The 21,509-nt window shown below is 67.0% G+C and carries 12 protein-coding genes; 3 read left to right on the top strand and 9 right to left on the bottom strand.

Going from position 1 to position 21,509, the window contains the following annotated elements; all coding sequences use genetic code 11:
• Positions 1-4: 4 nt before the first annotated feature.
• The 3 genes from SJI03_RS16010 to SJI03_RS16000 are packed head-to-tail and all read right to left on the bottom strand — an operon-like array spanning position 5 to position 12,877.
• Positions 5-3,028: an amino acid adenylation domain-containing protein gene (locus tag SJI03_RS16010; protein WP_322427848.1), complete on the bottom strand. Its 3,024-nt coding sequence runs from the start codon at positions 3,026-3,028 to the stop codon at positions 5-7.
• The gene (locus SJI03_RS16005) at positions 3,025-11,895 is read right to left on the bottom strand and encodes a non-ribosomal peptide synthetase (RefSeq protein WP_322427847.1); all 8,871 of its coding nucleotides are present in this window, start codon (positions 11,893-11,895) and stop codon (positions 3,025-3,027) included. The genes SJI03_RS16010 and SJI03_RS16005 overlap by 4 nt, the downstream gene beginning before the upstream one ends.
• Positions 11,888-12,877: a TauD/TfdA family dioxygenase gene (locus SJI03_RS16000; RefSeq protein WP_099378820.1), complete on the bottom strand. Its 990-nt coding sequence runs from the start codon at positions 12,875-12,877 to the stop codon at positions 11,888-11,890. Before SJI03_RS16000 ends, SJI03_RS16005 begins: the two co-directional genes overlap by 8 nt.
• A gap of 306 nt (positions 12,878-13,183) precedes the next feature.
• Between SJI03_RS16000 and SJI03_RS15995 the strand changes: the two genes are divergently transcribed.
• The 3 genes from SJI03_RS15995 to SJI03_RS15985 are packed head-to-tail and all read left to right on the top strand — an operon-like array spanning position 13,184 to position 14,880.
• Positions 13,184-13,411, top strand: coding sequence for an MbtH family protein (locus SJI03_RS15995; protein ID WP_099378819.1), 228 nt, complete (start codon positions 13,184-13,186; stop codon positions 13,409-13,411).
• Positions 13,408-14,169 (top strand): thioesterase II family protein, encoded by a 762-nt coding sequence (locus SJI03_RS15990; RefSeq protein WP_322427846.1) that lies wholly within the window; start codon positions 13,408-13,410, stop codon positions 14,167-14,169. Before SJI03_RS15995 ends, SJI03_RS15990 begins: the two co-directional genes overlap by 4 nt.
• A 3-nt stretch (positions 14,170-14,172) precedes the next feature.
• Positions 14,173-14,880, top strand: coding sequence for a 4'-phosphopantetheinyl transferase family protein (locus SJI03_RS15985; RefSeq protein WP_322427845.1), 708 nt, complete (start codon positions 14,173-14,175; stop codon positions 14,878-14,880).
• 34 nt (positions 14,881-14,914) lie between these two features.
• Here SJI03_RS15985 and SJI03_RS15980 read toward each other — a convergent pair whose 3' ends face one another.
• From SJI03_RS15980 to SJI03_RS15955, 6 genes are all read right to left on the bottom strand, one after another.
• The gene (locus tag SJI03_RS15980) at positions 14,915-15,370 is read right to left on the bottom strand and encodes a MaoC family dehydratase (RefSeq protein ID WP_322427844.1); all 456 of its coding nucleotides are present in this window, start codon (positions 15,368-15,370) and stop codon (positions 14,915-14,917) included.
• Entirely contained in the window at positions 15,363-15,851 is a 489-nt protein-coding gene (locus tag SJI03_RS15975; protein WP_322427843.1) for a MaoC family dehydratase, read from the bottom strand. The genes SJI03_RS15980 and SJI03_RS15975 overlap by 8 nt, the downstream gene beginning before the upstream one ends.
• Positions 15,848-16,993 carry an acyl-CoA dehydrogenase family protein gene (locus SJI03_RS15970; protein WP_322427842.1) on the bottom strand — a complete coding sequence of 382 codons (1,146 nt, stop codon included), beginning with the start codon at positions 16,991-16,993 and terminating at the stop codon, positions 15,848-15,850. Before SJI03_RS15970 ends, SJI03_RS15975 begins: the two co-directional genes overlap by 4 nt.
• A gap of 16 nt (positions 16,994-17,009) precedes the next feature.
• Positions 17,010-18,200 (bottom strand): acyl-CoA dehydrogenase family protein, encoded by a 1,191-nt coding sequence (locus tag SJI03_RS15965; protein ID WP_322427841.1) that lies wholly within the window; start codon positions 18,198-18,200, stop codon positions 17,010-17,012.
• Between the two features lie 179 nt (positions 18,201-18,379).
• On the bottom strand, positions 18,380-18,730 hold the full coding sequence (locus SJI03_RS15960) for a VOC family protein (RefSeq protein ID WP_322427840.1): 351 nt from the start codon (positions 18,728-18,730) through the stop codon (positions 18,380-18,382).
• A gap of 968 nt (positions 18,731-19,698) precedes the next feature.
• The gene (locus SJI03_RS15955; protein ID WP_121669855.1) at positions 19,699-21,288 is read right to left on the bottom strand and encodes an aspartate:alanine exchanger family transporter; all 1,590 of its coding nucleotides are present in this window, start codon (positions 21,286-21,288) and stop codon (positions 19,699-19,701) included.
• Between the last annotated feature and the right edge of the window lie 221 nt (positions 21,289-21,509).

Genomic DNA, 21,509 nt, shown 5'->3' with positions numbered 1-21,509 from the left:
AACACTAGGCCGGCGCCCCCTGGCGCAGCGCCGCGCACGCTTCCGGCGTCATGCCGGCCAGCTGGCGCCGCAGCCCCGCCACCTGCTCCAGGCGGCCGGCCTCGTTCGCGAGCGCCGACAAGGCGCGCGCCAGCGCCGCCGGCGTGGCGTGGTCAAACACCAGGCCAGGGGCGAATTCCAGCTGCAGCGCCTTGCGGATGCGTCCCACCAGCTTGATCACCAGCAGCGAATGTCCGCCCAGCGCAAAGAAGTCATCATCCGCGCCCGGCGTTTCCTGCTCCAGCACCTCGCCCATCAGGTGCGCCAGCAGCCATTCCAGGGCCGTCGCGGGTTCGGTGCGCGTCCCCTGTGCCGCCTGGCGGGGACGTGGATCGGGCAGCGCGCGCAGGTCGACCTTGCCATTGCCCAGGCGCGGGAGCTGCGGCAGCAGCACGATGGCGGCCGGCAGCATCACCTCGGGCAGGCAGGCGCGCAGGGCCGCATGCCAGGCCTCTTCCTGCCCTTGCTGGCCCTCGTGCGCCACCACCCAGGCCACCAGGTGGCGCTGGTGATCCTCGCCACGCGGCGCGACCACGGCCTGGCGCACGCCGGGCAGGGACAGCAGCGCCGCTTCGACTTCGCCCGGCTCGACGCGGAAACCGCGCAGCTTGAGCTGATGGTCGGCGCGTCCCGCCAGTTCCAGCCCGCCATCGGGTAAATAACGCGCCAGGTCGCCGGTGCGGTAGAGTTTTTCGCCCGCCAGCAGCGGATCGTCCACGAACAGCGCGCCGGGCCGGTTCAGGTAGCTGCGGCACAGCTGCGCGCCGCCCACATGCAGCTCCCCCAGCGAGCCGGTGGCGGCCAGCGCGCCATGGCTGTCGAGCACCAGCACGCGGCAGTTGCTCAGCACGCGCGTCAGCGGCAGCACGGCCGGCAGCGGCGCGGCGAGGTCCGGCGCGTGCGTCATGACGCCGATGGTAGTCTCGGTGGGACCGTAATGGTTGAAGACCCGACTGGCCGGCGCCAGCGCATGGATGCGCTGCAGCAGCCGGCGCGGCGCGGCCTCGCCGCCCAGCACAATGGTGGCCGGCAGCGCCGCATCGTGCTCGTCGAGCAGCGCGTCCAGGTGCGATGGCACGATCTTCAGGCAATCGATGCGGCCATCGCGGATGAAGCGCGCAAACGCGGCCGGCGACTCCATGTCCTGCGCATCGGCCACCACCAGGCAGGCGCCATGCAGCAGCGCGCCGAACAGCGCCGTATTGCCCAGGTCCGCCGCCAGCGCGGAACTGAGCGCAAAGCGCCGCGCGCCGTCCAGGCCCAGCTGCTCGCTGGCCGCCAGCGCATAATTGAGCAGGTGGCGGTGTTCCACCACCACCCCTTTCGGCGTGCCCGTCGAGCCGGAGGTGTACAGCACGTACGCCGCCTGCGCCGCGTCGGGCGGCTGTTCCGGCGCCGTCGCTGGCCACGCTTGCAACTGCGGCGCGATGGCGGCCAGGGATACGCAGCGCACGCCGCCGCGCCGACCTTCCTCATTGGGTGTCAGCAGCAGCAGCGGCCTGGCGTCAGCGAGGATCGCCGCGGTGCGCGCGGCAGGCCACTCCGGTTCCAGCGGCAGGTAGGCGCCGCCGGCGCGCAGCACGGCCAGCAGCGCCACCACCAGGTCGCCGCTGCGCGGCAGGGCCAGCGCCACGATGCTGTCGCTGCCCACGCCCTGCGCGCGCAGCCAGTGTGCCAGCCGGTTGACGCGTTCGTCCAGCTGCGCATAGTCGAGCTGCATGCCGCGCGCCTGCAGCGCCGGTGCGCCCGGCGTCTGGCGCGCCCAATCGCCTACGCGCTCGGGCAAGGTGCGCGCGCCATAGCGCACGGCCGGGCCGTTCAGGGCCAGCAGCGCCGCCCGTTCCTCAGCACCCACCAGCGGCAAGGCGGAAATGGCCTCTGCGGCGCCCTCCTCCAGCGCCGCCAGCAAGGTGGCCAGCTGCTCCAGCAGCCGGCTGGCAGCCGCCGCGCCATAGCACGGCGCATGACGCACGCTCAGACGCCGCGCCGCGCCGGCCGGGTCCAGTTCGACCAGCAGCGCCAGCTCAAAGACGTCCGCGCTGGCCGGCAACGGGCCGCAGGCAAATGTGGCGTCCCCCACCTGCGCGCCGGCCGGTAACTCGCCCACGGCAAAGCCCGCGCTGAAATGCGCATCGCCATAGGGCGCCGCCACGGGCGCGAATTCCTGCGCCTGCACGTGCTGCTCCAGCATGGCGGCGCAGCGCGAGAGCCAGTCGCCGAACGGCTCGTCGAGCGACAGTCCGATATCGAGCGGCAGTATCTTTTCAAAGACGCCGACGGCGCCATCCATCACCGCATAGTCACGGCGGCAGTCGTGCTGCCAGCCGGCGCTGAAACTGCCATGCCCCTGGATGCGGGCCAGCAGCGCCCACCACGCAGCCTGCAGCAGCGCCACCGGCGGCACGCCAAAAGCATCGGCCAGCCGGCCCAGGCTGGCCGCCACCGGCGCGGGCAGCTCGCGCGCTTGCACCGCACGCTGCGCTCCTGCCGCGGCGCCATCGCGATAGGCCAGGCGCACCGGCGCCTGCCGGCCCACATTGGCCCAGTAGGCGCGCCCGGCCTGGCCATCGTCGCCCTGCTCGATGTCGCGCCGCCATTCCACGAATTCGGCGTACTGCAACGGTTCGTCCAGCGCCGCGCCGTCATACAGGCGCAGCAGGTCGCGGTACAGGATTTCCATGCTGCGCCGGTCCGCCGCCAGGGCCGACAGGCGCAGTACCAGCTGGCAGCCTTGCGGCGTCGCGTGGATCTGCAGCGCCTGGTCCACCGCCTCCGGCGGCGCGATCCACTGGCGCAGGCCGCGGTAGCCGTCGACGGCGCCAAACTGGGCGCGCAACTGCGTGTGGCGCGCCGCCAGCGTATCTGCCGCCACGCGCAGGCGCGCCATATCGGGCTGGCCGGCGATATCCACCGTCAGCTGCAGCATGGCTGCATCGGGCGGCACGGCGCGCTGTTCGGCGCTCAGCGCGATGGCGTCCGGCGCGCTCATGCCGCACCGCCTTGCGCCAGTTGCGCGCGTCCCAGCAATTCGCTCATCGCCACGACGATCTTGCGCGGCCCCTGGAACGGATCGCGCGCGTGCGCCGCCAGCATATTGTCGAGCATGACGACGTCGCCCTGCTGCCACGCGAAGCGCACGGCGCACGCCTCGTACAATTCGCCGACCAGGCGCATGACGTCATCGCCGATCGGCGTGCCGTCGCCGTAATACACGTGGCGCGGCATGCGCTCGATGCCCACCATCGCCAGCAAGTCCTCGCGCACCTCGGGTTCGAGGAAATAGATATGGTGCAGCTGCACCTGGTTGAAGAAACTGCGCTCGCCCGTCATCGGGTGGCGGATCACGGCCGGGCAGATGGTGCGCGTCTGCAGCGTGTCGTTTTCCAGCCAGCGGCATTCGATGCCGGCGGCAGCGCAGCGCGCCTCGACTTCGGCGCGGTCGTCGGTGCGGTAGAAATCGCGCCACGACACGTCGAACTTGTCGGTAAACGTGCGCACGTACATCAGCTGCTTGCGCTCGAACGTCTCGGCCACCTCGGCCGGCAGGCGGCGCAGCATTTCGCGGCAATCGACGATGGGCGTGGCGCCGCCCACGGGCGACGGCAGCTCGCAGAAGAACCACTGCTTGCGCGGCCAGCGGTCAAGGTGGGCGCTCTCGTTGTGGAACAATATCATCTGCTGTTCCGGATACGGCGTCGAACGGTAGGTCTTCTTGCCGCCCTCCTTTTTCGGCAAGTCCGCGTATTCGCCATACAGCTGCGCGTCGATGGCTTCGGCGAAGGACTCGAATTCCTGCGCCGTGCGCAAGCCGAACCCACGGAAGACGATGCCGCCGTGCCGGCGCAAGGTGGCGTCGATGAACTCGCGCTGGCCGCGCGCCCAGGCGACGGGATCGAGGTCGTCGCTGGCCGGCTCGATCAGCTGCGGAAAATCGCGGCCGGCCTGCAGCGGCCCCTGGCGGATGGCGGCGCGCGGCGCGGGCCTGGCGCCGGCCAGCGGCATTTTCTTCTTCAGGCCGTCGAGCTTGCCGGCCGCGAATGGCGTTACGGGTGTGCTATCCATGATGTCCTTGTGTGCGGGTACGCTGAAATGGATCAAAGGGGTGGCAGGCGCGGCAAGCGCCCGGTCGAGCAAGTCCAGCCAGGCGTCGGCCAGGCGCGCCACGCTGTCGGGCCGGAACAGCGCGCTGGCATACACCCATTCGGCGGCCAGCGCGCCATCGGCGCGCGGTTCCAGGAAAAGCGCCATGTCGAACTTCGAGGAGCGTTCAAGCGGTGGCACGATGACCGCGTCGATGCCGGGCATCGCCAGCTGGCCGGCCGGCGTGTTCTGCAGCACGAACAGCAGCTGCACCAGCGGATTCCAGCGCCGGTCGCGCGGCGTGCCTGCCGCCTCGACGATGCGGTCGAACGGCAGTTCTTGGTGTTCGAACGCATCGAGCGTGGTGCGCCTGGCTTGCGCCAGCAGCGCGTTGAAATCGTCGCCGGCCGCGATGCGCGAACGCAGCGGCAGCACATTGACAAAGAAGCCGATCAAGCCTTCCAGGTCGCTGTGGCGCCGTCCGGCCACGTCCGTGCCGATGACGATATCGTCGGCCAGGGTCAGGCGGTGCAGCAGCCACTGGAAGCTGGCCAGCAAGACCATGAAGGGCGTCGCCTGCTGCTGTCTGGCCAGCGCCTCTACCCTGGCCACCAGCGCGGCGGGCAGGACGAAGCGCAGCTCGGCGCCGGCGTGACTCGCTACCGGCGCGCGCGGGAAGTCCAGCGGCAAGGGCAGCAGCACGGGCGCGCCGGCCAGCGCCTCGCGCCAGAACGCCGCCTGCCTGCAGCCCGCAGGTCCATCGAGCACGGCGCGCTGCCAGGCCGCGTAATCGGCATACTGCAGCGGCAGTGCGGGTAGCCGTGGCGCCTCGCCCAGGCAGTGCGCGGCATAGCCATGGGCCAGCTCGTCGGCCAGGATGCCGACCGACCAGCCGTCGGCCACCATATGATGCATGGCGAACAGCAGCAGGTACTGCTCATCCTCCATGCGCAGCAAGCTGGCGCGCAGCACGGGTCCGTGCACCAGGTCGAAAGGCAGGCGCGCGTCGGCGCGGACGGCTTCGGCGGCCGCCGCCTCGCGGGTGGCCAGCGGCAAGTGACGCAGGTCGGTGACGGGCAAGTCCAGCTGCAGCTGCGCGGCGATCTCCACCTGCGGATCGCCGTCCTGCTCCGGATAGCGGCTGCGCAGGTTTTCATGGCGCGCCACCAGCCAGTTCAGCGCCGCCTGCAAGGCCGGCACCTGCAGCGGCCCAGTCAGGCGCACCGTGGCGCCCATGTTATAGGTGGCGGACGCCGTCGCGGCCAGGCGTTCGACCAGCCACAAACGCTGCTGCGCCAGCGATAGCGCCATCGGCGCGCCGCTGCGCGGCAAGGGCAGCAGCGCAGGCAGTGCCTCGGCATGCAGCCCCTCCTCGCGGTGCACGCCGATGGCGGCCGCCAGCGCCGCCAGCGTGGGCGTGGCAAACACGGTGCGCAGCGGCAGCTCGCATTGCAGCGCGCCGCGCAGGCGCGACACCAGCCGTGTGGCCAGCAGCGAATGCCCGCCCAGCGCAAAGAAATTATCCTCGCGCCCCACGCGCGACACGCCCAGCAAGCTGCTCCAGATGGCCGCCAGCGCCTGTTCCAGCTCGCCCTGCGGCGGCGCGTACGCCGCGCTTTCCAGCACCGGCACCGGCAGCGCGCTGCGCGCCACCTTGCCTGCCGGGTTCAGTGGCAATCGCGCCAGGGCCACGATGGCCGCCGGCAGCATGTAGTCGGGCAGCGCCGCCGCCAGAGCCACGCGCAAAGCCTTCACCGACACCTGCGCCGGACTCACATACGCCACCAGGCGCGCGCCGGCGGCGCTGTCCTGCGCCACCACCACCGCTTCGCGCACGCCAGGCTGCGCCAGCAGCTGCGCCTCGATCTCGCCCAGCTCCACGCGGAAGCCGCGGATCTTGATCTGCTGGTCGATGCGTCCCAGGTAATCGAGCTGCCCCGCGCGCCAGCGCACCAGGTCTCCCGTGCGGTACAGGCGCGCACCGGGCGCGCCATGCGGGTCCGGCACGAAACGTTCGGCCGTCAGCGCAGGACGGCCAAGATAGCCACGCGCCAGCAAGGCGCCGCCGATGCACAGTTCACCGGCCGCGCCGGGCGGCGTCAATGCCAGGTCCGCATCCAGCACCTGCAGCGCGCGTCCCGCCAGCGGCAGGCCGATCGGCATCTGCGCCGGCGCCGCGCCATCGAGGTAGGGCGCGCAGTCGAGCGTGGCCGCCGTCACCGCCGCTTCCGTCGGCCCATAGGTATTGAGCAGGCGGATGTGCCGCATGCCCGCCTGGCGCCAGGCCTGCAGCGCTTCCGGCGGCATCGCCTCGCCGCCCGCATGCACCTGGCGCAGCGCGCCATAGTCGCGCGGGCCTTGCTGGGCAAAATCCTGCGCCAGCAGCGACCAGTAGGCCGTCGTCAAATCGGCCAAGCTGATGCGGTAGCGGTGCAGCGCCTGGTAAAACGTCTCGCTGTCCCACAGCTCCGGGCCGCGCAAGACCAGCGCCGCGCCCACGCACAGGGTCGGCCAGGCCTGTTCGACGAAGCCGTCGAAGTTCAGGGTCGAAAACTGCAGCACGCGGTCCTGCGCCGTCAAGCCAAAGAAGCCGACGGACACTTGCGCATGCCGGCTTAACGCCTGATGCGCGATGCCCACGCCCTTCGGTTTGCCCGTCGAACCGGACGTGTAGATCACATAGGCCAGCTGCTGCGGCAGCGGCGCGTGGCCGGGATCGTGCTCCAGCGCGGACGGCTGCTCCACCAGTTGCACCGGCAGTCCCGCCGGCAGCGCCAGGCGTGGCAGCACCGATGCCTGCGTCAGCAGCAGCGCCATGCCGCTGTCGGCGATCATGTAGGCCAGGCGTTCGGCCGGATAGCCGGGATCGAGCGGCACGTAGGCGGCGCCCGTCTTGAGGATGGCCAGCAAGCCGGCCAGCATGTCGACCGAGCGCTCGACGGCGATGCCGACGCGCACTTCCGGCCCCGCGCCCCGCGCCAGCAGCGCGTGCGCCAGGCGGTTGGCGCGCAGATTCAGCGCGCGGTAAGTGAGCGCCTCGTCCTGGTACAGCAGCGCCAGCGCATCCGGGTGCAGCACGGCCTGCAGCTCGAACTGCGCGTGCACGGCTTCGTCGCGCCAAGGCCCTCCTTCGTTGCGGCCCTGCTCCAACAGGTCGTGCGCCTGCGCAGCGGACAGCATGGGCAGCGCGGCCAGCACCTCGCTGCCCGTCGCCTGCGCCAGCGCTTCCACCAGTTGCTGGTAGTGCCGCATCAGCGCCTTGAGCTGCGCTCCGGGCAGGCGTCCCGCATCAGCGCTGAACAGCACGTCGATGTGCTGGTCCGGCATCACCTCGATGGTCAGCCCATAGCTGCTTTGCTCGTGGTTGTCGCGCTGGTGCAGCTGCAGCGGGCCTTGCGGCGTGGCACAGCTCCAGCGCCGGCCCTGCGCCATCGGCAGATTCTGGAAGACCATCAGGGTATCGAACAGCGCGCCGCCATGGCCCGCCTGCTTCTGGATATCGACCAGCGGACTTTGTTCGTACTCGCGGATCTCGACATTTTCCTGCTGCACGGCGCGCAGGAATTCACCGAGCGCCAGCGCGCCGCGTGGCTGCAGGCGCAGCGGCAGGGTGTTGATGAAGACGCCCAGCATGTCCTGCGCACCGGGCAAATCCGCCGGGCGGCCGGCCGAGGTCACGCCGAAAATCACGTCCTGCTGACCACTGTAGCGCGCCAGCAGCATGGCCCACGCGGCCTGCATCACGGTATTCAGGGTCACCTGGCTGCTGCGCGCCAGCTGCCGCAGCCGCTCGGCTTTTTCCGCGCCAAAGTGCAGCGCCAGGGTCTGGTGCACGCCATTGGACCTGGACGCCGGCAGCAGCGGCGGCAAGGGCGTGGCGCCTTCCACGCCGGCCATGCGGGCGCGCCAGAACGCGCGGCCCGCCGCCTCGCCGCCGCGCCGTCCCAACCACTCGATATAGTCGCGGTAGGCGGGCCGCCGCGGCAGCACGGGGATGCCGCCAGCCTGGCTGGCGCGGTAGCGTTCCAGCACCTCTTCGAGCAGCATCACCGAGCACCAGCCATCGACGATCAAATGATGGCGGCTCCAGACCAGCAGCCAGCGCTGCGCTGCCAGGCGAACCAGCGCCACGCGCATCAGCGGCGCCTGCTCCAGCACGTGGCCGCGCTTGCGGTCGGCGCTGCAGAATGCCTGCAGCGCCTCGTCCTGCCCTGCTGCGTCGAGCGCCTGCCAGTCCAGCTGCAGCAGGTCGAGGGTGGTGGCGGTCTGCACGCATTGCAGCGGCTGTTCCAGCCCCTGCCACGCAAAACCCGTGCGCAGGATGGCATGCGCGTCGATGGCTTGCTGCCACGCCGCGCGCATGGCGTCCGGCGCGAACGGGCCATTCACTTCCAGCACCAGCTGGTTGCAATACACGCCGCTGCCGCCCTCCTCCGCATCGAGGCGGCTGTGGAACAGCAAGCCCGTTTGCAGCAGCGACAGCGGATAGGCATCCTGCAAGCCCGGACGCGCCGCCTGCAGGGCCGCCAGTTGCGCCGCATCGAGGCCCGCCAGTGCAAACGGCGCGGCATGTTCCAGCTGCACGGCAGGCGCGGACGGCGCCGGCGCCGGTGCGGCGATACAGGTGACCAGCTGCGCGATGCTGGGATGGTCGAACAGGTTTTTCGGCGTCAGCTTCAAGCCCCGCTTGCGCGCCCTGGCGATCATTTGCAGGCCGAGGATGGAGTCGCCGCCGCTGGCAAAGAAATTGTCGTGCAGCGACACGCCGTCCGCCGTGCCGCCCAGGACTTCGGCCCACACTTCGGCCAGCACGTTCTCGTGGGCGCTGCGCGGCGCGGCCGCTGCAGCTGCCGGTGCGGCCAAAGCAGGTTCCGGCAAGCCTTTGCGGTCGACCTTGCCGTTCGCCAGCAATGGCAGGCGCGCCAGCACCTGCCACAGGGCCGGCACCAGCGCTTCCGGCAACGCTTGCGCCATCGCCGCGCGCAGCGTGTCGATCAGGCCCGCCTGCGCGGCGGCGCCATCGCGCGCCACCACGCTGGCCAGCAGGCGCAAGCCGTCGCCGCCCGGCAGCGGACGCGCCACCACGGCCGCATCGGCCAGTTCCACGCGGGCCTTGAGCCAGGCCTCGACTTCGCCGAGTTCGACGCGGAAGCCGCGGATCTTGACCTGGTCATCGCTGCGGCCGAAGAACTCCAGCACGCCGCCGTCCAGCATGCGCACCCTGTCGCCGCTGCGGTACAGGCGCGCGCCTGGCACGAAGCCGAGGGCATCGGGAATGAAGCGTTCGGCGCTCAGGCCGGCGCGCCCCAGGTAGCCGTGCGCCACGCCGGCGCCGCCCAGATACAGTTCGCCGATGGCGCCCAGCGGCAGCAGCTCGCCGCGCGCGTCGAGCACATAGGCGGTGCGCCCGGCCAGTGGCGCGCCTACCGGCACGTACGCGGACAAGCCCGTTGGCGCCGTGGCCGCCTCCTGCGCCAGACAACCGACCGTCGTTTCGGTGGGGCCGTAATGGTTGACCACGCGGCAGCCGGGACGCAATTCGCCCACGCGGCGCACCAGCGCCGGGTCCAGTCCCTCGCCGCCCAGCACCAGGCAATGCAGCGGCAGCAGCCGTTCCGGGCGGCTGGCTGACAGCAGCGCCTTCAGGTGCGACGGCACGATCTTCAGGCAATCGAGCGGCTGCGCTTCCAGCAGGTCCGCCAGCACTTCCGGATCGGCGCTTTGCGCGTCGCCGATCAGGCGCAAGGTGCGCCCGCTGAGCAGCGCGCCAAACCACGCCGTGTAGCCCAGGTCGGCCGTCAGCGAAGACAGGGCGCTCATGCTGGCCTGCGGCGGCAAGGCCAGGCGCGGCATCACGCCTGCCACGTAGGCGGCCAGGTTGCCCTGGCTGAGCGACACGCCCTTGGGCGCGCCCGTCGACCCGGAGGTATAGATGATGTAGGCCGGCAGTTCGGCATGGCACAAGGGCGCGCGCCATGCCGCGCCAATGTCGGCATCGGCACCGGCACCGGCGGCATCAACATCGAGCCAGCGGCGCCCTTCGAGCAGCGCGGGCGCCGCGCCGCTGCCGACCGTCAGCGCGATGCCGGCATCGTCGAGCATCTGGCGCAGGCGCAGCGCCGGCAAGCCGCTATCCAGGCACAGGTAGGCGGCGCCCGCGCGCCAGGCGGCCAGCATGGCGACGATCAGCGGCGTATCGCGCGCCAGCAGCAAGGCGACCCTGTCGCCGGCAGCGACACCGGCCGCCTGCAGGCGCATGGCCAGGCGCAGCGCGGCCTGGTCCAGCTGCGCGTAGCTGAGGCGCCCGCCTGGCGCGTCGAGCGCCATATGCTGCGGATGCAGCGCCACCTGCCGCAGGAACATCTGCAGCGCCGTGGGCGCGGCATCGGCTGGCAAAGGCTGGCCCTGCGCCTGCGACAAATAACGCGGTGCCAGCCGCAACTGGCTCAGGCGCGCTTGCGGGTGCGCCACGATATCGCGCAGCAGCGCGCGGAAGTGCTCGACCATGCGCTCGATGCTGGCGGCGTGGAACAGGCCCGTGTCATAGCGCCACTGCCCCAGCAGGCCGGCGCCCGAATCCTGCCAGCGCAGGTTCATGTCATTGGCCGCGCCGCGCTGGGTGGCGAACAGTTCGCGCGCCACGTGGCGTCCCAGCGCGGGCCGCGCGCCCAGCGGCACCAGAGTCATCATGTGGCGGAACAGCGGCGTGCGCGCGCCATCCTGCAGCGGCGCGCAATGCTCGGTCATCAGCGCCAGCGGATATTGCTGGTGCTTCAGGGCGCTGCGCAATTGCAGCCAGCACGCGGCGAGGAAATCGGCGAAGGCCGGATCGGCGCGGCAATCGGCGCGCAGCGGTATCGCATTGAGCGTAAAACCCAGCAAATTCCGGTAACGCGCGCCGCTGTGGCCCGCCACCGGCGTGCCGATGAGAAATTCGGGCTCTCCCGTGTAGCGGTGCATGAAGGCCAGGTAGGCCGCCATCAGCAAGCCATACAGCGACACGCCCTGGTCCGCGGCCAGCAGGCGCAGCTGCTGCGCTTCTTCCGCGCCGATCGCGAATTCGACTTCGGCGCCTTCGAAGGCCGGCGATGCGGCGCGGGGGAAATCGGTAGCCAGCTGCAACGGCCCCGGTTCGCCGGCCAGGCGCTCGCGCCAGAACTGCTCCAGCCGCCGTCCCCGCGGTCCCGCCAGCATGGCGCTGTGTTCGTCGAGCCACTCACGGTACAGCGCATCGGGACGCAGCACCAGCGCCTGGCCAGCGCGCAAAGTTTCATAGGCCTCGAACAGCGTTTCCAGGAACACGAAGCTGCTGGAGAAATCGGCGGCGATATGATGCATGGACGCCATCAGATAAAACCGCTGTTCACCGCCGTCGTGGTCGACCAGCAGGCGCGCGCGCACGGGCGCATCGTCTTCGAGCACGAATGGCAGGTCGGCCTGGCGGGCCAGGTAGGCCCGCGCACCCGCCTCGCCCAAGCCCTGCGTGGTGTCGACGGCAAAGTCCTCGCCTGGTGCCGCGCGGCGCAGCATGCGCGGCCCGTCCTCGCTTTCCGCGTACACGCAGCCGAGCACTTCATAGCTTTGCTGCGCATGCAGGAAGGCCTGGCGCAGCAGCGCCGCGTCGACGGGACCGGCCAGTTCGGCGCCGAACGCCATATTGTAGGCAGGGCTGCCCGGCGCCATCTTGTAGAACGTCCACAGGGCGCGCTGGCCGTGGCTCAGCGCCTGTCCGGCGACGGGAAATCCGGCTGGCCAGCCGGCGGCAAGGTCATTCATGCGCCGCCTCCGCCATCGCCACCACGATCTTGCGGGCGCCCTTGAAGGTCGAACGGCCGTGCGCGGCCAGCATATTATCGAGCATCAGCACATCGCCCTCGACCCACGGGAACATCACCGTGCACGCATCGAGGACGCCGCGAATCTCCTGCAGCGCCGACTCCTCGATTGGCGAGCCGTCGCCGTAATACACATTGCGCGGCAGATCGAGGTCGCTGTCGACCAGCATCAGCAGCGATTCGCGCACTGCCGGCGCCAGGTTCGACACATGGAACAAGTGCGCCTGGTTGAACCACACATCCTGCCCCGTGCGCGGATGCCGTGCCACCGCCTGGCACACTTGCCGCGTGCGCAGTTCGCCATCGTCCTTCCACTCGAAGGCGATGTCCTGGGCCCGGCAATAGCGCTCCGCCTCCGCCCGGTCATGCGTGTTGAACGCATCCTGCCATGGCAAGTCCAGGCCATTGCCGTAATTGCGCACGTACATCAGGCGTTTTTGCTCGAAATGCCGGCGCAGGGCCGGGTCGAGGCGCGCAAATATCTGCCGGCTGTCGGCAATCGGCGTCTCGCCGTCCTGCGCGCTGGCCACGATGCAATGGAACCAGATCTTCATCGGCCACTGGCGCGTATAGGACTGTTCGCAGTGCAGGGGAATCACCTGGTGCGCCGGATACTCGGTCGAGGTGTACACGCCCTTGCCCAGCGCGGAACGGGGCGTGGAGCCGAATTCATAGGTCAGCAACTCATGCCCGAACGCGCGCGCAAATTGCTGGAACGGCTGCTCGCCGTGCAGCCCGAAACCGCGAAACAGCAGGCCGCCCGCCTCGTCGAGGTGGGCTTGCGCGGCGGCCAGCATGGCCGGCATGGCAGCCGGCCACTGCCCGCCTTGCCCCGGCGTGACCAGCAAGGGAAGGCTGCCTCCCGGGAATAACGGTGATACCTCCAGCGGACCATCGAATACCGTACTTGTTGCCGAGTGCATGCCAACTCCTTCATCTGAGATTGCGTAAGGTCCTGGCGAGCGGTCAAGTCCGCAAGTCCCTGGATGGAATGTCTCTTGTAGAGTGCGCCTGGAATCCGCCTGCAATCGTCGCGATCGGGGATTGTGAGTGTCTGTAAGAAACCGCTATTGCGTTATCTTTAAAACAATATTAAACTTAAACTCAAACTAAACTGACTTTTTCAAAGTTTATCAGTAAAACAATGAAATATAAATAGGAATCATAATCATTTAGATTTAGAATGATTTCACCGCGCATGGGCGCCCTTACCGATCAAAGGAGTCAGCATGAGTTGGGATCACCCTGATACCCGTTTTTACGTTGTCGTCAATGAGGAAGAGCAATACTCGATCTGGCCCGACTACAAGGCCATCCCGGTCGGCTGGCGCGAAGCCGGCAAGCGGGGCAGCAAGGAGGAATGTCTGGCGCATATCGAGCAGGTCTGGACCGACATGCGTCCGCTGAGCTTGCGCCAGGCTATGGACGCTGGCGCGCGGGAAGCCGAAGTAGCGTGAGCGCTGGCCTGGGCGCCAGCTGGCTGGTGCGCGGCCAGCCGCATGCCACGCGTGCACTGCGCCTGTATTGCTTCGGCCATGCAGGCGCCAGCGCGGCCGCCTTCCGCGCCTGGCAAGCGAGGCTGGAGCCATCCATCGAAGTGTGCGCCATCGAGTTGCCCGGCCATGGACGGCGCATGGCGGAAGCGCCGCAGGACCAGCTGCTGCCGCTGGCAGGCGAGCTGACGCAGGCGCTGGCCCGCGAACTGCGCGCCACGCCCCGGCCCTACGCCCTGTTCGGCCACAGCCTGGGTGCCCTGCTGGCGTTCGAAGTGGCGCGCGGCCTGGCGCGCCTGGATGTGCCGCCGCCGCTGCGGCTGCTGGTGTCCGGCGCGAACGCGCCGCAGCGCCGCCCGCCATCGCGCATGCTGCACCGCTTGCCCGATGACGCCCTGCTGGAAGAATTGCGCACTTACGACGGCACGCCGCAGGAACTGCTGGACGAGCGCGAACTGATGGCCCTGTTGCTGCCGATCTTGCGCGCCGATTTTTGCATGGTGGAAACTTACCACTACCACCCCGGCCCGCAACTCACCGTGCCGCTGACGGTATTGGCGGGGCGCGCCGATGCACGCGTCAGCCCAGACGGCGTGGCGGCATGGGCGCTGGAAACCTCGGGGAGCTGCCACAGCATCTGGCATGACGGCGGGCATTTTTTCATCGAGACGCACGCCAGGGCGGTGCTGGCCGATATCCGCGCCACGCTGGCGCAGGACTAAGCTATGCAAACACCCGAGGCGCAGGAAATTGCGCTATGGCAGGTCGACCTGGACGACAGCCGCCTCGATGCGTTTGCCGCTAGCCTGAATCGGCTGGAAAACGACAAGGCGGACCGTTTCCGCAGCCTTGCCCTGCAAACGCGCTACCGGCGCTCGCAGGGCGTTCTGCGCCAGATACTGTCTGACTACCTGGACGTGCCACCCGCCGCCGTCGCCTTCCGGCACGGCGCCTTCGGCAAGCCCTCACTGGCCGGGCAGGCACTGCATTTCAACCTGTCCCATAGCGGCGACGCGATGCTGCTCGCCGTCGCCCGCCATGCCGTCGGCGTGGACGTGGAACAGTGTGCGGGAACCCCGCTCGATCTCGATCCCCTGCTCGACTTGCTGTGCCACGCCGACGAGCGCGCGGCCATGGCGGCCCTGGCGCCGGACCAGCGCCGTCAGCAGTTTTACCAGTTGTGGACGCGCAAGGAAGCGTATCTGAAGGCGCTCGGCACGGGCTTGAGCGTCGATTGCCGGCTGCTCAGCTTTGCCCCCGTGGACACCGGACTGTGGCGGATGCGCCATGAAGGCACGCCCGCTACCATCCCCTATTACTGCCGCGACCTGCCGCACGGCGATGTGGCATCGTATGCTGCCGTCTGCTCGCAGCAGCCGGCAGCGCCGCTCAGCCTCCGCTGCCTGTCAGCTGCCGGCAGCCCCCGCGGATAAACGATGGTTTGACACTTCTCGTCAGCCACCTGCCCTAGGGATAGCAACGCATCAGGAACTCCGCCACGCACACGGGTTTCGTGTCGCCCTCGCGCTCCATGGTGACAGCCCAGTTCACTTGCGCCCCTTCCGGCACGTCGTCCACGCAGAGGATGTCGAGCCGCGCGCGCAAACGGCTGCCGACAGGCACGGGCGCGGGAAAGCGCACCTTGTTCAGGCCATAGTTGATGGCTATGCGGATGCCGGCCATGTGCAGCGCTCCCTGCAACATGGCCGGCAGCAGGGATAAGGTCAGGAAACCGTGCGCCACGGTGCAGCCGTAGGGCGACTCACGCGCGCAGCGTTCGGCGTCCACATGGATCCACTGATGGTCGTCCGTGGCGTCGGCAAAGGTGTCGATGCGCTGCTGGGTGATGGTCAGCCAGTCCGAAACAGCCACGTGCTGTCCCGACAAGGCCTGGAAACCGGCGATGCCGGCGATGTCACGCATGGTTTTCGCCTGCCGGACGGCGGCCGAACATGCCCATGCCTTCGACGGTAGTTACCACTTCGCCATGCTGGTTGCGCACGCTCCACACGGAAATGACGATGCCGCGGTCCGGCTTGCTGCTCGACGGGCGCACTTCCTTGACCTGGTAGGTCAGCTGCAGGGTATCGCCCGCGCGCACGGGTTTGAGCCAGCGGATGCTGTCCAGGCCGGGCGAACCCATGCTGGACGAATGCTTGAGCAGGTTGTCAACCACCAGGCGCATCATCATGCCGCAGGTATGCCAGCCGCTGGCGATGACGCCCTTGAAGATGGTCTTTTCGGCGGCCGCATGGTCGACGTGGAATGGCTGCGGATCGAAATCCGTGGCGAAGGCGATGATTTCCTTTTCCGTTACGTGGCGCAGGCCCAGGTCGATTTCCAGGCCTTGCGTGAAATCTTCGAAATACCAGTGTTTCGGGGTGGTGGCAGGCGATGCGGTCATGCGGTCTCCGTCGGCAAAAAGCCCGGCTGGGCGATAAAGCGCTCGATATGATGGTCCACGTCGCCCAGGGTCAGGGCGATCATGGAGAGGCGCTTGAAATGGTGGGCGGCGGGCAATTCGTCGGTGACGCCCATGCCGCCATGCAATTGCACGGCTTGCTGACCGACAAAGGTGGCAGCCAGCCCCACACGCGCCTTGGCGGCGGAGACCGTACGGCGGCGCTCGGACGCGTCGTCGCTGTCGACCTTGGCGGCGGCCAGCATGGCCATCGAACGTGCCTGCTCCAGGTGGATGAACATGTCGGCCATGCGGTGCTGCAAAGCCTGGAACTTGCCGATCGGCGCGCCGAACTGCTGGCGCGTCTTCAGGTATTCCAGAGTGGCGGCAAAGATGGCGTCCATGGCGCCCACGGCTTCCGCGCACAGCAGGGCGGCGCCGAAATCCACGGCCGCGTCGAGCACGGCCCAGCCCTGCCCCGCCTGGCCAACCAGGGCGTCGTGGCCCAGCACCACTTGCACGAGGGTGACGGTGGCGGCGCGCTGGCCGTCGATGGTGCGGTAGTCGCGCACGGAAACGCCGGGCGCGTCAACAGGCACGAGGAATAGCGAAATGCCATCCGTATCGCTCTGGCCGCCGCTGCTGCGCGCCGACACGATCAAGGCGCCCGCTTGCGCGCCGTGGATGACGACGGTTTTCTCGCCGTCCAGCACGAAACCGTCGCCACTGGCAGTGGCCGTGGTGGCGATATCGTGCAAGTCATGGCGCGACTGGCGTTCGCCCAGCGCGCAAGCGAGCTTCAGGCTGCCGCTGGCGACCTGTTCCAGCACGCCGTCGTGGCCGCCGGCCAGGCTCAAAAAGCGCGCGCCCAGCACGGTGGCGAAATACGGTTCGACCACCAGACCGCGGCCCAGTTCCTGCATCACCAGCAGCATGTCGACGGCCGTGCCGTCGAAGCCGCCCGCACCGGCCGGCAGCGGCAAGGCCGTCATGCCCAGCTCGGCCAGGGTGGCCCAGGCGGCATCGGACGTGCCCGTGGCGGAATGGATGATTTTTTGCCGCGTTTCAAAGCGGTAATCCTTGTCGACCCAGCGCCTGAGCGCATCGGCGAATTGCTGCTGTTCCTGATTAAAATGAAAGTCCATGTCGTCTCCTTCTGGCTTACAGGCCCAGGATCATCTGCGTGATGATATTTTTCTGGATTTCATTCGAGCCGCCATAGATCGATGTCTTGCGGTAATTGAAGTAATACGCGGCCAGCGGTGCGGCCAGGTCGTCGCCGCCCGCGCTGTGCGGCGCGCCGCCATCGAGGAATGCCGGGTCGAACGGCAAGGCTTGCGGGCCGATGGCTTCGACCATCAGTTCCGTCAGTTGCTGCTGCAGTTCCGAACCGCGCACTTTCAGCATCGACGCCTGCGGTCCCGGCCCCTTGCCTTCGTCGCTGATGACGCGCAAGACCGTCATTTCCAGCGCCATCAACTCGATTTCCAGCGTGGCGACCTTGGCCGCAAAGGCGGGATCGTGCAGCAGCGGCGCACCGCGCTTGCTTTGCTGCATGGCCAGCTGCTTGAGGAAAGTCAGCTCGCGCTTGGAGCGGCCGACGGCGGCGATGCCCGTGCGTTCGTGCCCCAGCAGATACTTGGCGTAGGTCCAGCCCTTGTTTTCCTGACCCACCAGGTTGCTGACGGGCACGCGCACGTTATCAAAAAACACTTCGTTCACTTCGTGCTCTTCATCGAGCATGATGATGGGGCGCACGGTGATGCCCGGCGTTTTCATGTCGATCAGCAAGAAACTGATGCCTTCCTGCTTGCGCACCGTGCTATCCGTGCGCACCAGGCAAAAGATCATGTCCGCGTGCTGGCCCAGCGTCGTCCAGGTTTTCTGGCCGTTGACGATGTAATGGTCGCCGTCGCGCTCGGCTGTGGTTTTCAGCGAGGCGAGGTCGGAACCGGCGCCCGGCTCGGAGTAACCCTGGCACCACCAGTCGTCGCAATTCAAAATGCGCGGCAAATAATATGCTTTTTGTTCGGTGTTGGCGAAGGCCATGATGACAGGCGCCACCATGTTGACGCCGAAGGGCAGGATCGGCGGCGTGGCGGCGCGCGCGCACTCGTCTTCCCAGATATGGCGCTGCACGGCCGTCCAGCCCGTGCCGCCATGTTCGACGGGCCAGGCCGGCGCGGCCCAGCCTTGCTGCGCGACAATCTTGTGCCAGCGCACATAATCGTCGCGGTTCAGGCGCAGATGCTGGCGCACCTTGCGCTGCAAGTCCGCCGGAAGATGGGTCTCGAGGAAGGCGCGCACCGTGTCGCGGAAGGCGCTCTCCTCGGCCGTGTAATGCAGGTCCATGTCTGTCTCCTTGTTCTTATCGGTTGCCGTGATGACTGCACGCAAGGAAGCTCAGCGCACAAAAAAGCACGACCGTTCTCAAGGATTGTACAACAGATTGGGAGCGGTGCCAGGCCTTTTACAATGGCTGGCGCGGCAAGGGAAGCGGGTGGCATCGGCTGGCCGCCGTGGCACCGCGTCTATGTGTGCGACAAAATATTGATGAGCTTGCCGAACGGGTCGCGCACAAAAAACCGCCTGACACCCCAAGGTTCATCGGTGAGGCCATATTCAATAGGGAACCCTGCTCCGGACATGCGTTCGAATGCGGTATCCACGTCATCGACTTCAATGGAAAGGTCGGGCACGGCAGTGTTCGAGCCGCCTTCCGTCGCAAAGCTCACTTGAACGCTCATCTCGGTTTGCGAACCATACGTCATGATCCAGCCATGGTCCATCAACAGGCTCAGGCCCAGCACGTCCTCGTAAAACGTCCGCGCCAGGCCCAGATCCGACGCCAGGAAATTTGCAACGATACGCGTGACTTGCATAGTTTTCCTCACTGCCAATGATAGTTGTTAACAGGATTCACCTCAAAAGCGGACGTGGGATGCGATACTGAATCATTGGCGGCCCAATTCATTCAGCGTGGGCAATCGCTAAGCGTTGGCACGCCAGACTGCATCACGAATCTCTGGTTCATGCTGCGAAAAAACGCTGACACAGGTCCCAGCCGTCACAATGATCCACTCTCGCTGCTGCCGGATACAGCCAAGACGCTCGTCTTCTTCCCTCGCCCATCCGCCATCGAACACCTCAAGGACCGGATAAGCTGAAGGGAAATCTTCAGCAACCCAATACTCCGCCAGAGAGATTTCATCCAGAAGCCGAAAACCTTCAACTTGGGAAAATGTAACCTCATTCCCTTACTTGGTTGCGATTTCGAAGGACGCGTATTACCAAGCCACCATCGTAGTAGACGGAGTATATGTCTGCGCCCCAGTCGAATTGCTCCTGGAAGCAAAAAGGACTCGCTTTGATTGGCATATGAATTCTGTTGCGTCAGTATTTATTGCTTGTTACCTGGCTTTATTGCTGATCGATGGCCGAAAAAAACCTGACTGACATCGGTGCCGAGGGAATACTCCCTCGCCGCCTACGGGTGATCTTGAATGCACTTTACGCCCTCGGCGGTGTGTTCCGCCCAACCGGTTTTATGCGTTGCAAACCATGCCTCAATTTGTGGCTTCGTAGCGCCACAATCAAACGCAATTTTTTCAATTTCTTCCGGGGTCTTCGCTGGCGGAGATTCGCCGCACCCTGAAATGAAAGAGACTAAAACTACGGCACCCAACCATACATTATTCCTCATGAATTTCTTTCCTATATCCGTTGCACTGCCAGCGAGTTCATCTGTTTGAGCGGTTCCGGCAAAATGCGGATCCAGAGCTTAACGAATTACAAGAAAGAAAAGCTCACATATTGTCACGCTGAAGCGAATGCCTGCTGTTGGCCGCCATCACCCATACAAATGCAGCAGCACTTGCACGGCAACAATCTTGACGATGGTCATGCTGGGGAAAATCATGGCGTAGCCCAGGTTCGGGCGGTCCGACTTGGCCAGGCGGTTGGCGAACACCAGCACGGCAGGGTTGCCCGTGGCGCCGGCCGCGATGCCCAGCAACTCGGGAAACGGCAGGCGCAGGAAGACCTTGCCCAGGATCACGACGAGGGCCACCACCACCAGCACGGTCACGGCGCCGAGCGCCAGCATGGGCAAGCCATCCGCACCCACTTGCTGCACGAAGGGCAAGCCGGACGCCATGCCGACGGAAGCGAGGAAAATCGTCAAGCCATAGTTGCGCATGACCAGGTTGGCCGACAGGGGCAAACGCCAGCTGATCTTGCCCACCCTGCCCAGGCGTCCCAGGATCAGCGCCATCACCAGCGGGCCGCCGGCCAGGCCCAGGCTGAACGAGCCTATCCATGGCAAGGGAATCGGCACCAGGCCCAGCAGCACACCCAAGACCATGCCCATACCCAGCGAGACATAGCTGAACTCGGCCGTGGCCGTGATGGAATTGCCGAACAGCTTGCGCACGTCGGCCGCATGTTTCGCTGGCGCAATGGCCATCACCCTGTCGCCAAACTCCAGGGTCAGGAACGGGTGCGGCAGGATCATGGCATCGCCGCGGCGGATGAAAGCGATCTGCAGGGGAAAATCTTTCGCCAAATTCAACTCGCCCAGCGGCACGCCGACGATTTCCGCGTCCGACACGAACACTTCCGTGCCGTCGAACGCGCTGCGGTCCTTCATCAGCCGGCCCGGATCCAGATGGCCCAGCGCCGTGCGCGCCGCTTCCACGCCCGCCACCGTGCCCGACACCATCAGCGCGTCGCCCACGCCCAGCACCAGGCCAGGATCGGGCAAGCGGTTCTGGTGGCCCTGGCGCACGCCGATCACCTGTACGCCCGCCAGCGGGCCGTCGGCCAGTTCAGACAGGGCCGCGCCCGCCAATTTGGCTTCGTCGATGGTAATTTCGGACACGACGATGGGTGCCGGCGGCGGCGTCAGCACGGGTTTTAATATCCGCCCGGCCAGGTACAGGCCCAGCATGGGGCCGACCACGCCGAACGGATACGCGACGGCATAGCCGACTGCCGCGTCGCCATTGCCGTGCGACGCTTCCAGCGCCGCCTGCAGGGCGGCCGTGCTGGTCATGGCGCCGGCAAACACGCCGCTGGCCATGCGCAGCGAGATATCGATCCACTGCCCGCCCCAGACGGACACGGCCAGGCCGCCCATGACTGCAGCAAAGGCGATCAGATTGTGTTTCTGCCCCGCGCCGCGCAAGCCGGCGAAAAACTGCACGCCATACTGCACCCCGATGCCATACAGGAACAGCAGCAAGCCGATGGAGCCGACCATCGGCGGCGGCACGGAACCGGGAGCAAAGGCGCCCAGCGCCAGCCCCGCGAACAGCACGCCGCCCACGCCCAGCGAAAAGCCGAACACGCTGATGCGTCCCAGCGCATAACCGGCGCCGATGACGAGAAACAGGGCGAGAATCGGCGTGGACTCCAGCGTGTGGCGAAATAATTGAAGCATCAGGAACCTTGGTCTGGGGAAGGCCCAGTTTAGCATGCACAAAAGCAACACGATGGCGATGATGACAAGCAAGCGTGCGCAGCTTTGCACCTTAAAAATGGGCAAAAAAAAGCCCGCTGCGGGAGCGGGCTGAATCTAATTCCTGTGAGGAAGTAGAGGAGACAGGTGAATGATGCCGCATCGCAGCATATTCATCCAATTCTATGTTGTGATGATAGAAA

Origin of the sequence: Janthinobacterium sp. GMG1 (assembly GCF_034427795.1) — a bacterium.
Classification (GTDB): domain Bacteria; phylum Pseudomonadota; class Gammaproteobacteria; order Burkholderiales; family Burkholderiaceae_D; genus Janthinobacterium.
Note: the sequence above shows the minus strand (reverse complement) of the source record. Positions and strands in the feature narration are given on the sequence as shown.